Origin of the sequence: Actinoallomurus bryophytorum, assembly GCF_006716425.1 — a bacterium.
Lineage (GTDB): Bacteria > Actinomycetota > Actinomycetes > Streptosporangiales > Streptosporangiaceae > Actinoallomurus > Actinoallomurus bryophytorum.
On the sequence record NZ_VFOZ01000001.1, the window covers coordinates 4,417,878 to 4,432,864 of the forward strand.

At 70.6% G+C, this 14,987-nt stretch carries 17 protein-coding genes and 1 tRNA gene; 13 read left to right on the forward strand and 5 right to left on the reverse strand.

All coding sequences use genetic code 11. From position 1 onward, the window contains the following. Window positions 1-80: 80 nt before the first annotated feature. The 8 genes from FB559_RS20840 to FB559_RS20875 all read left to right on the forward strand — a co-directional run bounded on the left by FB559_RS20840 (window position 81) and on the right by FB559_RS20875 (window position 7,159). Window positions 81-902 carry an NAD-dependent protein deacetylase gene (locus FB559_RS20840; RefSeq protein WP_141961824.1) on the forward strand — a complete coding sequence of 274 codons (822 nt, stop codon included), beginning with the start codon at window positions 81-83 and terminating at the stop codon, window positions 900-902. 74 nt (window positions 903-976) lie between these two features. Beyond that, window positions 977-1,468, forward strand: coding sequence for an SAV_915 family protein (locus tag FB559_RS20845; protein ID WP_141957189.1), 492 nt, complete (start codon window positions 977-979; stop codon window positions 1,466-1,468). 988 nt (window positions 1,469-2,456) lie between these two features. Next, on the forward strand, window positions 2,457-3,254 hold the full coding sequence (locus FB559_RS20850) for an SRPBCC family protein (RefSeq protein WP_221640106.1): 798 nt from the start codon (window positions 2,457-2,459) through the stop codon (window positions 3,252-3,254). 109 nt (window positions 3,255-3,363) lie between these two features. Next, a complete protein-coding gene (locus tag FB559_RS20855; protein WP_141957190.1) occupies window positions 3,364-3,591 on the forward strand; it encodes a hypothetical protein in 228 nt (75 codons plus the stop codon). A gap of 82 nt (window positions 3,592-3,673) precedes the next feature. Next, complete coding sequence (locus tag FB559_RS20860) at window positions 3,674-4,210, forward strand: DUF6817 domain-containing protein (protein ID WP_141957191.1); 537 nt, start codon at window positions 3,674-3,676, stop codon at window positions 4,208-4,210. A gap of 73 nt (window positions 4,211-4,283) precedes the next feature. After that, the gene (locus FB559_RS20865) at window positions 4,284-4,847 is read left to right on the forward strand and encodes a hemerythrin domain-containing protein (protein WP_141957192.1); all 564 of its coding nucleotides are present in this window, start codon (window positions 4,284-4,286) and stop codon (window positions 4,845-4,847) included. A 101-nt stretch (window positions 4,848-4,948) separates the two neighbouring features. Next, a complete protein-coding gene (locus tag FB559_RS20870; RefSeq protein WP_141957193.1) occupies window positions 4,949-5,881 on the forward strand; it encodes a LysR family transcriptional regulator in 933 nt (310 codons plus the stop codon). 120 nt (window positions 5,882-6,001) lie between these two features. Continuing rightward, the gene (locus FB559_RS20875) at window positions 6,002-7,159 is read left to right on the forward strand and encodes an NAD-dependent formate dehydrogenase (protein ID WP_141957194.1); all 1,158 of its coding nucleotides are present in this window, start codon (window positions 6,002-6,004) and stop codon (window positions 7,157-7,159) included. A gap of 11 nt (window positions 7,160-7,170) precedes the next feature. Here the strand turns inward: FB559_RS20875 and FB559_RS20880 are convergent, their stop codons facing one another. Further along, window positions 7,171-7,584: a YchJ family protein gene (locus tag FB559_RS20880; protein ID WP_221640107.1), complete on the reverse strand. Its 414-nt coding sequence runs from the start codon at window positions 7,582-7,584 to the stop codon at window positions 7,171-7,173. 143 nt (window positions 7,585-7,727) lie between these two features. Between FB559_RS20880 and FB559_RS20885 the strand changes: the two genes are divergently transcribed. Next, window positions 7,728-8,378, forward strand: coding sequence for a class I SAM-dependent DNA methyltransferase (locus tag FB559_RS20885; protein ID WP_141957196.1), 651 nt, complete (start codon window positions 7,728-7,730; stop codon window positions 8,376-8,378). 18 nt (window positions 8,379-8,396) lie between these two features. Next, window positions 8,397-8,690 (forward strand): MafI family immunity protein, encoded by a 294-nt coding sequence (locus FB559_RS20890; RefSeq protein WP_141957197.1) that lies wholly within the window; start codon window positions 8,397-8,399, stop codon window positions 8,688-8,690. Between the two features lie 84 nt (window positions 8,691-8,774). Here the strand turns inward: FB559_RS20890 and FB559_RS20895 are convergent, their stop codons facing one another. The 3 genes from FB559_RS20895 to FB559_RS20905 all read right to left on the reverse strand — a co-directional run bounded on the left by FB559_RS20895 (window position 8,775) and on the right by FB559_RS20905 (window position 12,648). After that, the gene (locus tag FB559_RS20895) at window positions 8,775-9,959 is read right to left on the reverse strand and encodes an acyl-CoA dehydrogenase family protein (protein ID WP_141957198.1); all 1,185 of its coding nucleotides are present in this window, start codon (window positions 9,957-9,959) and stop codon (window positions 8,775-8,777) included. After that, window positions 9,949-11,529, reverse strand: coding sequence for an AMP-binding protein (locus FB559_RS20900; protein WP_246121835.1), 1,581 nt, complete (start codon window positions 11,527-11,529; stop codon window positions 9,949-9,951). The genes FB559_RS20895 and FB559_RS20900 overlap by 11 nt, the downstream gene beginning before the upstream one ends. A 198-nt stretch (window positions 11,530-11,727) precedes the next feature. After that, window positions 11,728-12,648 (reverse strand): phosphotransferase, encoded by a 921-nt coding sequence (locus tag FB559_RS20905; protein WP_141957199.1) that lies wholly within the window; start codon window positions 12,646-12,648, stop codon window positions 11,728-11,730. 257 nt (window positions 12,649-12,905) lie between these two features. On the opposite strand from FB559_RS20905, the gene FB559_RS20910 reads away from it, so the two are divergent. After that, window positions 12,906-13,316 carry a hypothetical protein gene (locus tag FB559_RS20910; RefSeq protein WP_141957200.1) on the forward strand — a complete coding sequence of 137 codons (411 nt, stop codon included), beginning with the start codon at window positions 12,906-12,908 and terminating at the stop codon, window positions 13,314-13,316. A gap of 168 nt (window positions 13,317-13,484) precedes the next feature. Here FB559_RS20910 and FB559_RS20915 read toward each other — a convergent pair. Further along, window positions 13,485-13,556, reverse strand: a tRNA-Arg gene (locus tag FB559_RS20915). 213 nt (window positions 13,557-13,769) lie between these two features. Between FB559_RS20915 and FB559_RS20920 the strand changes: the two genes are divergently transcribed. Both FB559_RS20920 and FB559_RS20925 read left to right on the forward strand, forming a co-directional pair. After that, on the forward strand, window positions 13,770-14,162 hold the full coding sequence (locus tag FB559_RS20920; RefSeq protein ID WP_141961827.1) for a response regulator transcription factor: 393 nt from the start codon (window positions 13,770-13,772) through the stop codon (window positions 14,160-14,162). 31 nt (window positions 14,163-14,193) lie between these two features. Then, window positions 14,194-14,970, forward strand: coding sequence for a DALR anticodon-binding domain-containing protein (locus FB559_RS20925; RefSeq protein WP_141957201.1), 777 nt, complete (start codon window positions 14,194-14,196; stop codon window positions 14,968-14,970). Window positions 14,971-14,987: the final 17 nt, after the last annotated feature.

The window sequence follows — 14,987 nt, forward strand, 5'->3', positions numbered from 1 at the left end:
GTGTGACTCGGACCGTGGACGAGAGCCCGGGCGGCACGCTCGGTGCGTTGTCCGGGCCGGATGCCGGCCCGGACCTTGAGATGTTGGCCGACCTCGTCGCGGACGGCGACGTGGTGATCCTCAGCGGCGCGGGTTTGTCGACGGAGTCCGGCATCCCGGACTATCGCGGCGAGACCGGACGGAAGCGGCGGGCCGAGCCGATGACCTACCAGGCGTTCGCCGGCAGCGCCGCCGCCCGCCAGAGGTACTGGGCGCGCAGCCACCTCGGCTGGCGCCACATCGCCCGCGCCGCCCCCAACGACGGCCATCGCGCCGTGGCGGGGCTCCAGGAGCGTGGACTCGTCGCGGGGATCATCACCCAGAACGTCGACGGGCTACAGCAGGCCGCCGGTGCGCACGACGTGATCGAACTGCACGGCAGCCTGGACCGGGTCATGTGCCTCGGCTGCGGACGCCGTACCCCGCGTCAGGCCCTCGACCGGCGGCTACGCGCGGCCAACCCCGGCTGGAGCGCCGAGGTCGGCGCGATCAACCCCGACGGCGACGCCGTGCTGGCGGACGACCAGATCGACTCCTTCCAGGTCGTGGACTGCACCGACTGCGGCGGCCTGCTCAAGCCCGACGTCATCTTCTTCGGCGAGAACGTGCCCCGCCCGAGGGTCGAGGAGTGCTTCACCCTGACCGAACGCGCCGGTACTTTGCTGGTGCTCGGGTCGTCGTTGACGGTGCTGTCGGGCTACCGCTTCGTACGCCACGCGGCCAAGCTGGGCGTGGCCGTCGCGATCGTCAACCAGGGTGTGACCCGCGGCCACGACCACGCTCTCGTGGCGCTCGACGCTCCCCTCGGCCCGACCCTGACCGCCCTCCTGGCGAGCCTGGACGGTGCGTCAACGCCCCGTTAAGGATCGGCGCCGACCTGTGAAGGCTCCGTTCGCGGCCGTCGCCGCTGTCTGATTCGTCCCTAAAGTCCCTTGCCATGAGCGAATTGGGATTAATGGTCGTTCCGGTACGGGCCGGATCGGGGATGGTCTCGCTACGGTGCGGCCGGCTACCCACGGGCGAGCGTGTCGGCATCGCCTTCACGACGGAGGAGCGCCTGACCGAGACGATGGGTCCGGGCCAGGAGTGGATCCATTTGCACGAGCGCGCCCTGCGGGCGATGCTCCGCCCTCTGGGCGTGACCCGGATTCAGCTGGACCCCAACGTCCTGGCCACGACGACCGCCGGCTCGGCGGTCCCGGTGGCGGTGGGAGCGGATGGCGCGCTGGGGGCGATGCCCTGGCGGGCCGTGACGGCCGCCGGGGTGGTGGCGGTGCGCGTCTCGAGGGCTGGGCGGCCGTCCTCTTGTGGCCCCTCACCCATGTTGAGCTGCGGGTTCGGGTTGAACCCGCTGGACGTACAGGTTTCGTTAAGCGCTCTTGTGGACGAGACGCCGCGAACGGTTGGCTGTTCGCATGAGGAGTTGTGACGGGAACCTACACCGCGCGCGGCTCGCGCTGCGGGCGCCCCGCACGGTCACGTGGTGTGCCGGCTCGCGGCGTCCCGGCTTCCCGGCCCCGATCGCCCTGCGCTGCCCTCACCTACGCGAGAGCCGTCCCGTTCACCGGCGCCGGCACCTCTAGGCCCGTTCCCCGGCCCGCCGTCGTTTCCGTGCGATATCCAGAGCGACGCGCCTCTCCGCGTGGTCCTCGTCGCTCACGGGCGGGTCCGGCCGCCGACACCAGCACATTCTTAGGCGGGGTCGGATCGTGCTGCCAGCACTGCCGGTGACTGCCGCCGCGCCGCTTGAGTAAGCGGCGATGCCGCCGGCACCTGTTCGTCAGACGGCGCCGTCGCTACGCGAGCGCGCCGTTTGACCAGCAGGGCCCCGTTCGACCAACTGGGGCCGTCGGACCCACCGGCCCAGTCGGTCGAGGGCCTACGTGCCGGTCGGTCCTGCGGACTTGCCGGTCCCGCCGGGGCCCCGTCGGCCCGCGGGCGGTGCGATCAACCGGGCCGTCGGACCTATTGGGTCAGTCGGACCCACCAGGCCGTCCGATCGAGCGAGCCGCTCCACTACCGGGCCGCCCGACACTGGGTCCGTCATGCCCGTTGGGCTGGCCACCTCGTCCGGTGGTAGCACCCCATCGACACCGCTCCCTGCGGACGCGGATCATGAAAACCCTGGCGGCCGGTACCGACGAGGCTCACAAACGGGCCTCGGTCTACCGGTCCGCCCCTTTGCCGCCGCCATGGGCGTGTGTACCCTTGCCGCAGGCGTGATCCCGCGCCTCACCCTCGTTTCCGGTGCTCGCGCCATCGGCTCTGTGAGGGCAAAGGGGACCTGTGTTCTCGGGATGCCGGCGACATGCCCCATCCGGCGGGGTCCTGCGGGAGCGTGAGTCCCGGGGGCCGCGCCGTTTGCAGGGAGCATGATGACCAGGCAGAAGTCCCTCAAAACCCGCATACGCACCCGCATGGACAAGACGGGCGAAAGCTACACGACCGCCCGGCGGCGAGTGCTCGCCTCCGCGTCGGAGTCCACTGGACCCGGATCCGCCGGATCCGAGCCCACCGCGTCGGAGCTCACCGCGTCCGAACCCACAAGGCCAGAGCCCACCGGACCCGAACTCGCCGGGGCCGAAGCTTCGGCACTCGATCCCGCGCCCCAGTCCTCCACGCCCGCGCAGAGCGATACTTCCGGCACTTCCGCCTCCGGCATCTCTGGCGGCGTCAAGGCGCAGGGGCTGGCCGACGCTTCCGTGCGTGAGCGGACCGGCCGGGGCTGGGACGAGTGGTTCGTGCTGCTCGACGCCTGGGGTGCCACGGACCGTACGCACACCGAGATCGCCCGTCGGCTCATGCACGAACACCAGGTCGACGGCTGGTGGGCGCAGAGCGTCACGGTCGCCTACGAGCAGGCCCGCGGCATGCGTGCGCCCGGTCAGCGCAGCGACGGGTCCTTCTCCGCGACCGCGAGCAAGACCATCTCCGTACCCGTCGAACGCCTGTTCGCCGCCTTCGACGACGCCGAGCTCCGCGAACGCTGGCTGCCCGGTGCCGGGCTCACCGTACGCACGGCCACCGCGCCCAAGTCGTTCCGGGCGGGCCGGGCGGACGGGAGCCGCATCGCTGTCGGCTTTGTCGCGAAGGGGGATGCGAAGGCGCAGGTCGCGGTCCTGCACGAGAAGCTCGCCGACGCCGAGGCCGCCGCCCGGATGAAGGAGTACTGGCGTGAGCGGCTCACCGAGTTGAAGCGACTTGCCGAAAACTGAGTCACAGGCGGCGACAGGGCGCCTACCTGGCGTGACAATGCCATGAGTTCGTGGATCGGCCCACCCGTATTTACACCTTTGAGGGGCTCGCAGGCGCATACTAATGAAGATGAAGACACCCCGCGCCGCGACCCGGCGACACCTGCCCACCAGCCCTTTCAAGCCTCCGGCCGCCGCTCCGCCGGTCGAACGGTTCGCCGTGGACGACCGGGTGAACCATGATCAGTACGGCCTCGGCGTCGTTATCGGCGTCGAGGACGAGGTCGCTGTACTCGTCGATTTCCGCCCCCGGCAAGAGCGGATTCCGGCGCCGTACAACAAGATGACCAAGCTCTGACCCTCCACCGGGTCGCGGGCGCCGTGGAAGCCCGGCCGTTGCCGACCGTCCGGCAGCGGCCGGTGAACCAGCGGGTCCGGGTATGACCACCGGACCACAGCCCGCGATCGACCTGCTGGTCGCCGGCAACGCCCGGGAGATCGAACATCCGGGTGGCACCCTCCTCGCGCACCTGCGGCGTGTGCACGGCCTGCTGTCCGAGTGGCAGGCGCGGCCGGCTGTACGGCTCGCCGGTCTCTGTCACGCCTTCTACGGCACTGACGGCTTCCCCACGGCACTGGGTGACGTGAACCGTCGGGACGAGCTCGCGGCGGTCATCGGCGACGAGGCGGAACACCTCGTCTACCTCTACGCCGCGTGCGACCGTGACTTCTCCTACTCACGACTCGCGGTGGACGGCGCCCCGTACAAGGATCGTTTCACCGGCATCGAGTCCCATGAGACGCCACAGACCCGCCGGGACATCGCGGAGATCACCGCGGCGAACGAGCTGGACCTCGCGCAGGTCAATGAGGACTTCCGCGAGGCGTACGGCCCGGCCCTGCTCGGACTCCTCACCTCCTGGCGCGTGCTGCTGAGCGACCCCGCCTGGCGCTCCGTATGCACCACCCTGTCCTGAACTGACCCCTGACGCCGCCTGGACCTGCACGGATCCATGATTTTGGGCCGTCGCCACCGGGTAGGCCCGACCCATGACCCAACGCCCGGAGACCATGCCGGAGACCGGCGCCGTCGGACTGCTGATGCGCCAGCACGAGGAGATCCGCCGCCTCTGCCGGAAGGTCGAGGCGAACATGGGCGCACGACGAGCCGAGGCCTTCGAACGGCTCCGGCGCCTGCTCGCGGTGCACGAGACGGCCGAAGAGCAGATCGTCCATCCCCTCGTACGACGCGCGGTCCCCTTCGGTGACGAGATCGTCGACGCCCGGCTGGAGGAGGAGCGGCGCGGTAAGAAGATGCTGCGCGAGCTGGAGCGGATGGGCACCGACGACCCGAGCTTCACCCCGATGTTCGCCCGGTTCCGCGCCGCCGTGCTCGAGCACGCCGAACGCGAGGAGATCGAGGAGTTCCCGGCCCTGCGCCGGCGTGGCCAGGCCGAGCTCCGCGGCATGGCGGCGGCGATCAAGGCGGCCGAGGCCATGGCGCCCACCCACCCTCACCCCGGCGTGGAGTCGGCGGTGAGCAACATGCTCTTCGGGGGAATCGTCTCGGTCACGGACCGGCTCCGTGACCTGCTTCGCATCCGGCGCCGCTGAGCGGGATCGCCACGCGAGCGGGACCGCGGGCCGTCGAGGGCGGATAACGCAGGTACGGCCGCGCTTGCCGCGTGGTGACGGACGCCGTGATCATGGCGGGCATGTTGCTGCGTCAGCTCGAGTACCTGGTCGCGCTTGCCCGCGAGCGGCATTTCGCCCGAGCCGCGGACGCCTGTCATGTGTCGCAGCCCTCGTTGTCCGCGGCGATCCGCAAGCTGGAGCGTGAGCTGGACGTGCCGATCGTGCGGCGTGGGCGGCGTTTCGAGGGGCTGACCCCCGAGGGGGAGCGCGTGTTGCTCTGGGCGCACCGCATCCTGGCCGAACGCGACGCCCTCGGGCACGAGCTGGAGGCGATGCGCGGCGGCCTGACGGGCACGCTGCGTCTCGGGGCCATCCCGACCGCGATGACCGCGGCCTCACTGCTGACGACGCCATTTTGCGAACGGCACCCGAAGGCGCGGGTCCGGATGGAGTCATTGTCCTCACGGGAAATCAACCATCGCCTGGCGGAATTCGAGCTCGACGTCGCGGTGACCTATCTGGACGATGACAGTTTGCTGCACGTGCGCAAGACGCCGCTGTACGAGGAACGCTATTTGCTGCTGACGCCGGCGGACGGGGAATTGGCCGCGTACGGGAAGGCGCGCTGGAGGGACATCGCCGCGCTGCCGTTGTGCCTGCTCTCACCGGACATGCGCAACCGGCGGATCCTGGACGAGTTCTTCGCCGAGGACGGCGTCACCGCGCTGCCCGCCATCGAGACCGACACCGTCGCGGGCCTTTACGTGCATCTCATGAGCCGGCGCTGGTCCAGCGTCATCTCCCACGCCTGGCTGCACATGTTCGGCGTCCCCGACGGAATGCGGGTCGTGCCCATCGCGAATCCGGTGCACGGCCCGCGGGTCGGGCTCGTCGTCGCCGACCGCAGTCCCGTGCCCATGCAGGCCAGGGCGCTGCTGCGGATCGCCGGAGAGACCGACGTACGCGACGCTCTGGACGCACTGCTGGAAAGTCATCTCGGGCCGCCCGCGTAAATTTCGGCGCCGGACTGATAGGCGCGCTCTATCCCGTCATAGCGAATTTCGTTTTGACGCTCCTGGTGATTGCATACAAAGTCAGTGGCACCTGCCGGAGAACGGAAAAGGAGCCAGATCATGGCCAAGGTGCTGTGCGTTCTGTACGACGACCCTGTCGATGGCTACCCGACTTCCTACGCTCGCGATGACCTACCGCGAATCGATCACTATCCCGGCGGCCAGACCACTCCGACCCCGCGCGGCCTCGACTTCACGCCGGGCCATCTTCTCGGCAGCGTCTCCGGCGAACTCGGACTGCGCCGGTTCCTCGAGAGCGCCGGTCACACCTTCGTGGTCACCTCGGACAAGGAAGGCGACGACTCGGAGTTCGACCGCGAACTTCCCGACGCGGACGTCGTGATCTCCCAGCCGTTCTGGCCCGCGTACCTGACCGCCGACCGCATCGCCAAGGCACGGAACCTGAAACTCGCGATCACCGCCGGCATCGGCTCGGACCACGTCGACCTCGACGCCGCCGTCGCCCGCGACGTCACCGTCGCCGAGGTCACGTTCTCCAACAGCATCAGCGTCGCCGAGCACGTCGTGATGATGATGCTGTCCATGGTCCGTGACTACCTGCCGGCGCACCAGTGGGTCCTCGACGGCGGCTGGAACATCGCCGACTGCGTGAGCCGGTCCTATGACATCGAGGGCATGCACGTCGGCACGGTCGCCGCCGGTCGCATCGGGCTCGCCGTGCTCCGCCGGCTCAAGCCCTTCGACGTCCAGCTGCACTACACCGACCGGCACCGGCTGCCGGAGCCCGTGGAACGAGAGCTCGGCCTGACCTTCCACGAGAGCACGGCCGACATGGTCCCCCACTGTGACGTCGTCACGATCAACGCGCCTCTTCACCCCGAGACCGAGGGGCTCTTCGACGACAAGCTGATCGCCACGATGAAGAACGGCGCCTACCTGATCAATACGGCCCGCGCGAAGATCTGTGACCGCGACGCGATCGCCCGCGCGCTGCGCAGCGGCCGCCTCGCCGGGTACGCCGGTGACGTCTGGTACCCCCAGCCCGCCGGGCCCGACCACCCCTGGCGAGCCATGCCGCACCACGGCATGACCCCGCACATCTCCGGCTCCTCGCTGTCCGCCCAGGCCCGCTACGCCGCCGGGACCCGCGAGATCCTGGAGTCCTGGCTCGCCGGAACCCCCATCCGTGAGGAGTACCTCATCGTCGACAAGGGCCACCTGGCCGGCACCGGCGCGCACTCGTACTCCACGCGCTGACCCCGGCCCCGCTAGCCGCGGTCGTAAGCGAGGGGAGCGACGTACAGCCAGGCACCGTCCTGGACCACGAAGCGGCTGTTCTCCTCCTGGTATCCGGGACGTCCGCGCTCGACGTAGTGGGCGCGGAAGCGGACGGTCCCGTCGTCGTCGAGGAAGCCTCCGCCAGAGGTCTGGAGCACCTCCAGGCGCTCCCACCGCAGGGCCTTGTCGAAGTCGATGTGCGGGGGCCGCGTCGACGGATGCCAGGTACGCAGGAGGTACGCCTCGTCACCGACGCAGAAGGCGCTGAACCGCGAGCGCATGAGCCGCTCCGCGGTCGGCGCCTTCGCGTCCCCGCGGTGAAGACGCCCGCAACAGTCCTCGTACGGTGCGGGCAGCCCGCAAAAGCAGGGCGTGACGGAGGCGGGCGGGCCGTGCTGGGTCATGCCCCTCATTGTGCCGCCGGCTCGGGGCGGACGGCCTGCCGCCGGTCGTCCCGGCACCGCCGTGGAGGGCGGTCGACGCGGACCAGGTGTGCGATCGCGCGGCACGGCCGCCTCCGGCCCAACAGGGGAGTACGGTGCCCGCTGTGACCGAAGCCTCCTACCTGAGCACGACGCGGACGGCCTACGACGCCGCCGCCGTGCGCTACGCCGAGCAGGTCGGCGACCACCTTGTGGACCTGCCGCTGGACCGTGCGCTGATCGCCGCGTTCGCCGAACTCGTACGCGCCACGGACGCCGGCCCGGTCGCGGACCTCGGCTGCGGCCCCGGCCGCGTGACGGCGCATCTCCACTCTCTCGGCCTGCCCGCGTTCGGCGTCGACCTGTCCCCGACCATGATCGATCTGGCCCGTCAGGCACACCCGGACCTGAGGTTCGAGGTGGGGTCGATGACCGACCTGGATATCGGTGACGGGACTCTGGCCGGCGTTCTCGCCTGGTACTCCATCATCCACACCCCACCGGAGGAGCTCCCGGCCGTCCTCACCGAGCTCCACCGCGTACTGGCGCCGGGCGGCCACCTGCTCGTCGCCTTCTTCCAGGCCGACGACGAGTCCGGCGTGCTGGCGGAGCCGTTCGACCACAGGGTGACGCCCGGTTATCGCTGGTCCGTCGACGGCTTCGCCGAGCTCCTGCACAAGGCCGGCTTCACCGAGTCCGCCCGGCTGCGCCGCGAGCCGAACGAGACCGAGAGGTTCCCGCGCGGCCATCTCCTCGTGCGCAAACCGGCCGGCTGACATCCGGGGGAGAGGGCGATGGGTCTGTATCGCACACATCAGGACTACCAGGAGATCCGCGAGTGGGAGAACCGCCTGAGGGCGCTGGTCGAGTCCCTCTCCGACCGGCTGGAGGCCGCCCAGCGTGAGGATGCCCTGGAGTTCCTCGCGCACGGAGAGTCCGGGCTGTTGATCGAGTTCCTGTCCTACTGCGTCGGCGAGTACGGCCACCCGCTCGCCGACGCCGAACGCACCGAACTCCTCGCCGTCGCCACCGCGTCGGGCGAGCAGGTACGCGCCCGGGTCGCCCGCGACCTGGGCGAGGCGAGCTGACGCACCCGGCGTCCCCTGGCTACCCGAGCGCCGCGCGCGGCCGGGCGCCGGCCGGTCCGGACGGCGGGCGCGGCAGGCCGCCGCTCACGACCGCCCGAGACGGGTCGCCGTACGGCGCGACGCCCGTTTCGCGATCGACATCCGGTGGACCTCCGAGGCGCCGTCATAGATGCGGAACGCCCGGATCTCGGCGTAGATGCGGCCGATCACCAGGTCGTCGCTCGTGCCCAGGCCACCGGCCAGCTGGACCGCACGGTCCACGATCCGGCTTGTCGCCTCGCTGATGAACACCTTCGCGCGTGATGACTCCTCCGTGCCCCGGCCGCCCTCGGCGACCTGCCAGCAGGTCTGCCACAGCAGCGCACGCGCGGCGGCCAGGTCGATCTCGTTGTCGGCGATCATGGCCTGGGCCATGCCCTGGTCGGCCAGGCGGCCGCCGAACACCTCACGCCCGACCGCGCGTTCGAGCGCGATCTCGTGGGCACGCCGGGCGGCGCCGAGCCACCGCATGCAGTGGGTCAGCCGCGCCGGGGCGAGCCGGACCTGCGCGTACCGGAAGCCCTCGCCCGGCTCGCCGAGCACCGCGTCGTCCGGCACGAAGGCGTCCTCGAAGACGACCTGGCGATGGCCGCCGATCATCGTCGAGTCCAGCGTGCGCGCGTGGTCACCGACCCGCATTCCGGGGTTGTCGCCGTCCACGAGCAGCATGCTGGCCGATCCGGTGTCCGCGTCACGGACCATGGCGATCACGAACGCCGCGCCGGCGGCACCGGTGATCAGGTGCTTCTCCCCGTTGATCAGCCATCCGCCGGACGTACGGGTGGCGACGGTGCGCAGCGCACTCGGGTCCGAGCCCGCGCCCGGTGGCGGCTCGGTCATCGCGAAGCAACTCCGGATGGCCCCGGCGACCAGCGGCTCCAGGTACTTGCTCCGCTGGTCCCCGGTCGCCACGACGTCCAGCAGGTGCATGTTGCCCTCGTCCGGCGCGGCGCAGTTCAGCGCCAGCGGCCCGAGCAGGCTGGTGCCCGCCTCCTCCAGCAGGATCGCGACCTCGTCGAAGCGGAAACCGCCGCCGCCGAGCGCGGCACCGGCCTGCGGCGCCCAGACCCCGGCGGCGCGTGCGGCCTCCTGCAGCTCGTCCCGCAACTCCCCGTCCACCCCGTCGGCGAAGGCCCGCTGCTCCAGCGGGATCACCGTCTCCGCGACGAAGGCCGCGATGCGCGTACGCCACTCGGCGACGCGCTCGGGTACCGAGAAGTCAAACGCCATCAGAACCTCCGCCCACCGGACCCAGCCGCTCGTGCCCGGCCCATGCCGCCGAGCGCAGCTCGAACTTACGGATCTTGCCCGACCCTGTCTTGGGCAGCGGGCCGAACTCGATCCGGCCGGGCACCTTGAACCCCGCGAGCCGGCCACGTACGTGCTCGCGCAGCTCATCCGCGCTGACGTCACCGTCGTCCTTGAGCGTGACCCAGGCGGCCGGGCGCTCGCCCCATTTCTCGTCGGGCACCGCGACCACCGCCGCCTCCAGCACGGCCGGATGGCTCACCAGCGCCGCCTCCACCTCGACCGAGGAGATGTTCTCTCCGCCGGAGATGATGACGTCCTTGGCCCGGTCGCGGATCTGCAGGTAGCCGTCCGGATGCAGCACGCCGAGATCCCCGGTACGGAACCAGCCGTCGGGAACGGCGGTCGCGGTGGCCTCCTCGTCGCGGTAGTACCCGAGCATCACGTTGTTGCCGCGCAGCGCGACCTCGCCGATGGTCTCGCCGTCCGCCGGGACGTCCTCGCCCTCCGGGTCGACCACGCGCACGGCGCAGGAGATGACGTTCCCCACGCCCTGCCGGGCCCGTACGACCGCCTGCTCGGCGACCGGGAGGCGGTCCCACTCCGGCCGCCAGTCGCAGATGACGACCGGGCCGAAGGTCTCGGTCAGGCCGTACAGGTGGGTGACACGGAGCCCGAGCTCGCCGCAGCGCTCCAGCAGCGTCGGGGACGGCGGAGCCCCGCCGACGGCGACCACGACGTCACCGCCGGGCCGGGCCGCCGCGTGGTCGGCCAGCATGACCAGGACGGTCGGCGCCGCGCAGAAGTGCGTGATCCCCCCGCCGGCCAGCAGCTCCCAGACCCGCTCGACGTCGAGCCGCGGCAGGCAGACATGCGTACCCCCGGCCAGCGTCACCGCCCAGGTGAAGCACCAGCCGCTGCAGTGGAACATCGGCAGCGTCCACAGGTAGGTCGACTCGCTGTCCAGCTTGAAGTGCATCGCCATGGCCATGGCCTGCAGGTACGCGCCCCGGTGGTGGTACATGACGCCCTTGGGGCGCCCGGTCGTGCCACTGGTGTAGTTCAGCGCCATCAGCGCGCGCTCGTCGCTCACCGGGACCCGCAGCCGGCCGGCCTCGCCCAGCAGCCGCTCGTACTCCTCGCCCCCGCCGACGAGGCGGACCTCCAGGCCGGCGGTGATCTCGGCCGCCTCGGAGCCCAGCCCCGGATCGTGCAGCATCACCCGCGCGCCGGAGTGCTCGACGATGTAGGCGAGCTCGGCGGCCGAGAGCCGGGTGTTGAGCGCCACCAGCACCGCACCGGCGTACAGCACGCCGTAGTGCGCCTCCAGCATCAGGTGCGTGTTGGGCGCCAGCACCGCGACCCGGTCACCCGGCCGTACGCCCAGGTCGTGCAGCAGACCGGCCTGGCGCAGACACCGGTCGTGGAACTCCGCGTACGTGAGGCGCAGGGACCCGTCGACCACGGCCGTACGGTCGGCGAAGACCGCCGCCGACCGGTCCAGGTACGCCGTCGGCGTCAACGCCTCGAAGTTCACCACGGTGTCCACCACAGATCACACTCCTCCGCCGGGCAGGAGGCCGCCGAGTGTCTGGCCGGTCATTGGGGACGAACGCGACCTCGCAAGGAAAAGTACCGCCTGCGCGACGTCCGGTTGCTCCCCTGGGAAAGCCAGGTCCTCGGCCTGCCCGCCACCGCCGTCGGCTGGGGGATCTACTGCTTCATTGCCCCGCCGTGCGGCACGGGTGGCTCAGCGCATTCCGGCCCGGTGGAGGCGGTCGTGGGCTTCGTCTTGGGTCAGGCAGGTCACCGGCTGTCCGGCGGCGTGTTCGTTCTTGGCGTCGTAGGCCCTCGTCCAGACGCCTGCGGCCCAGCAGCGCTGTAGCTCACCGGGGCTGAAGGGCCGTCCGCGGGCGGTGGCGTAGGCGTCGAGGAACTCGCGGGTCTCGGTCACGGTGGCCGGTGCCGGGTAGGGGTAGATGGCCGCGGCGAGTCCGGCGATGATCGCTTCACTGTCGGCGATCAGGCTGTCCCAGTCGTAGGCCACCAGCAGCCGGTCGCCGTGCCAGCGCAGGTTGTCCGTTATCCAGTCGCCGTGCCCGATCACGGTCTGGCCGGGATCTTCCTGGAGCTTCTGCCGGGCGGCCTGGCCGGCCGCGTCGATCCAGTCCGGCCCGTCCACCTGGTTCAGGTCCATGTCCAGGTCCTCGGGCCATGGCCACAGCCCGCCCTGGCCGTGGTTCCACGCCGCCCACGGCGGTGCGGGCGCCAGCGAGGGCATCTGCTCGGGTCGGGGAGCCAGGTGCACCAGTCGCGCGAGCGCCGCGGCAAAGGGCTGAGCGGTGCGGCCGGAGTCGGGCAGCATGGCCCCGCCCGTGATGTGGCTCTCGGCGGTGGCTTCGTACTCACCGAGCGGTGCCGGGCCGGCCAGCGGCCGCGGGCAGGGATACCCGGAATCGAACAGACGGCGCTGCACCTCGGTACACGCGGCGAGCCGCGGCGCGGCCGGGCGGACCCGCACCACGACCTCACGCCCGTCGGCCAGCCGTGTTCCGATCACGCAGGTGAGGTGGCCGGTCCGGAACAGCTCGCTCTCCGCCGGACTGCCTAAATGCAGCTCGCACCACGTGGCCAGGCTCGCCGCGTCCACTACAGACAGTTCGAACGCCATCTGGCCATTCTCATCGAACCGTCCCACCACGGGGACCCGAGGTGACCACCAGCACGCTGATGGCACGGCCGGACCGCTGGGCGATCATGGTTTGCGGGACGAGGCGCCTCGTCGGCGTGCGGACGCCACGACGCCGTGACCACCTCCACCGCTGCGCCCTGCCCCGCTCCGTCCCCGAGTCAGAGGCCCCCGCCGAGGCGCTTGCGGGGCGGATATTCGGATGCCGGACGCTCCTCCAGGTCTGCATCATGAGCCGCATGCCGTCGCGTAACCGTCATCTGCCCCGAGGGCAGTCATGGCCGCTCACCCTCACCGACCTGATCGATGGGCTGGGTGACGCGTACTCCCTCGTGAAACGGCCCAGTTTCCACACGGGCATGGTCCCCGACGTGGTGTTGACGGTGCGTTGGACTCCCGCCCAGTCGTTCGACTACGGCATGGGAGGCATCCATCCGGACGCGGTCGGGATCGATGTCGTTGTCCGACCGGTGCGATCTTCGGACCGGCTTGCCGCGCGTTCGCTCCTGCGATCGCGCGGTCTGCCCCGGCTTCGCGAATGGGTGGAACGGACACAGACCGCGGCCGAGACATGGACCTCACGCGGCCGTTACGCCTACTGGTCGTACGCCGAGGACGAGTTGCACTTCGCCGGCGACCGGCCAGAGTGACCGCTTTTCACGGCAGCGTGGTCTGCCGGCGATGCCGCGGATGCGCTGAGGGGACAACAGCCCGTCCGTGGGCCCGGCCGCCTGATCGGCACGCGGCCGCAGATGCACGAAACCCCGGCGATCAACGTTTCCGCTGGTCAGCCGGGGCTTTTGCTTGATCCTCCGAGGCGCCCCCTGCAGGATTCGAACCTGCGCACCCGGCTCCGGAGGCCGGTGCTCTATCCCCTGAGCTAAGGGGGCTCGGGACGGGTAGAGGCTACCAGCATCGGGGTACCGGTCGCTCCGCGCAGGGCACCGGAGAACGGGCGGGGACCGCTGAACGCCGGGTGCCTCTATGGCTACGCGCTGGTTTCGGTCGGTCGTCTGCCCGATAACGATGGTGCTGCACGTTGCGGTTATCCGCGTGTTCACACCGGTCGACCCGCTAGCTTTGCGGCCGTGACCCTTGGACGCGTGCTGGTCGTCGATGACGACGAGGTGATCCGCCAGCTCATCGCCGTGAACCTCCAACTGGAGGGGTTCGAGGTGGCGACGGCTGTCGACGGGCAGGACTGTCTGGAAAAGGTGCGCGAGGTCGATCCGGATGTGATCACGCTCGACATCATGATGCCCAGGCTCGACGGCTGGGTCACGGCGGTGAAGCTGCGTGAGAATCCCGAGACCCAGGGCATCCGGGTCGTGATGATCACGGCGCGGGCGCAGGAGCACGACATCAGGCGAGGGCACGAGATCGGTGTGGACGCCTACGTGACCAAGCCGTTCGACCCCTCGGAGCTGATCCGTACGGTCCGCGAGCTGGCCGGCGCCGGCGCCGGCCCCAGGGAAGACCCCGACGACAGCGCGTGATCTCACATGCTGGTCGGATAGTCTCGTACCCGTGACCCCGGGTAGCCTCGCGCACGTGACCCCGGGCGAGCTGAGCAGTGCCGTCATCGCCGCCGTGCGTGATGCGGTGGCCGATGGTGAGTTCGCCGTTCCCGTACCCGACCGGGTGCCGATCGAGGCCACCGCGGCCGGCGACTACGCCACACCGCTTCCGCTGCGGCTGGCCGGCGTCGCGGGGCGGCCCGCCTCCGATGTGGCGGCCACGCTCGCCAGGCGGGTGATGAAACGGCCCGGAGTCCGCACCGCGCGTGTGACCGGGCCGGGGTTCCTGACCATCACGACGGACGCGCCGCTCATCGCCCGGATCGACGAGACGTACGGCCTGACGGCCGTCCCGTACGACGGGAAGCCGGCCTGGCCCACGCGTCCCCTGACCTTCGACAACCCCGGTTTCCGCGTGCGGTTCGCCTACGCGCGTGCCAGTGGCGTACGGCGGCACGCCGCCGACCTCGGGATCGACGAGGCCGGAGAGAAAACGGTCGGCAGGCTGGAGGATCCACGCGAACGCCTGCTCCTGCGGCGACTCGCGGACTTCCCCGGCCGGGCGGAGCAGGCGGCACGGCAGCGGACCCTCCGTCCCTTCATCCGGCACCTCGAGCAGATCGCCGACGCCTACCACGACGTCCACGAGCAGTGCCCGGCGCTGCCCAGGGGCGACGAGTGCGCCGGCGAACTCCACACGGCCCGGCTCGGCCTGGCCAGGGCCGTCCGTATCGTCTTGGGAAACGGCCTGCGGATGCTCGGCGAGATGCCGGACGACCGCCTGTGAGCGCAGTGAACGCACGA

Excerpts from the sequence above, each read along its gene's own strand:
- FB559_RS20840 (WP_141961824.1), top strand. The coding sequence starts at position 81 with ATGTTGGCCGACCTCGTCGCGGACGGCGACGTGGTGATCCTCAGCGGC.
- FB559_RS20845 (WP_141957189.1), top strand. The coding sequence starts at position 977 with ATGAGCGAATTGGGATTAATGGTCGTTCCGGTACGGGCCGGATCGGGG.
- FB559_RS20850 (WP_221640106.1), top strand. The coding sequence starts at position 2,457 with ATGGACAAGACGGGCGAAAGCTACACGACCGCCCGGCGGCGAGTGCTC.
- FB559_RS20855 (WP_141957190.1), top strand. The coding sequence starts at position 3,364 with ATGAAGACACCCCGCGCCGCGACCCGGCGACACCTGCCCACCAGCCCT.
- FB559_RS20860 (WP_141957191.1), top strand. The coding sequence starts at position 3,674 with ATGACCACCGGACCACAGCCCGCGATCGACCTGCTGGTCGCCGGCAAC.
- FB559_RS20865 (WP_141957192.1), top strand. The coding sequence starts at position 4,284 with ATGACCCAACGCCCGGAGACCATGCCGGAGACCGGCGCCGTCGGACTG.
- FB559_RS20870 (WP_141957193.1), top strand. The coding sequence starts at position 4,949 with ATGTTGCTGCGTCAGCTCGAGTACCTGGTCGCGCTTGCCCGCGAGCGG.
- FB559_RS20875 (WP_141957194.1), top strand. The coding sequence starts at position 6,002 with ATGGCCAAGGTGCTGTGCGTTCTGTACGACGACCCTGTCGATGGCTAC.
- FB559_RS20880 (WP_221640107.1), bottom strand. The coding sequence starts at position 7,584 with ATGACCCAGCACGGCCCGCCCGCCTCCGTCACGCCCTGCTTTTGCGGG.
- FB559_RS20890 (WP_141957197.1), top strand. The coding sequence starts at position 8,397 with ATGGGTCTGTATCGCACACATCAGGACTACCAGGAGATCCGCGAGTGG.
- FB559_RS20895 (WP_141957198.1), bottom strand. The coding sequence starts at position 9,959 with ATGGCGTTTGACTTCTCGGTACCCGAGCGCGTCGCCGAGTGGCGTACG.
- FB559_RS20905 (WP_141957199.1), bottom strand. The coding sequence starts at position 12,648 with ATGGCGTTCGAACTGTCTGTAGTGGACGCGGCGAGCCTGGCCACGTGG.
- FB559_RS20910 (WP_141957200.1), top strand. The coding sequence starts at position 12,906 with ATGCCGTCGCGTAACCGTCATCTGCCCCGAGGGCAGTCATGGCCGCTC.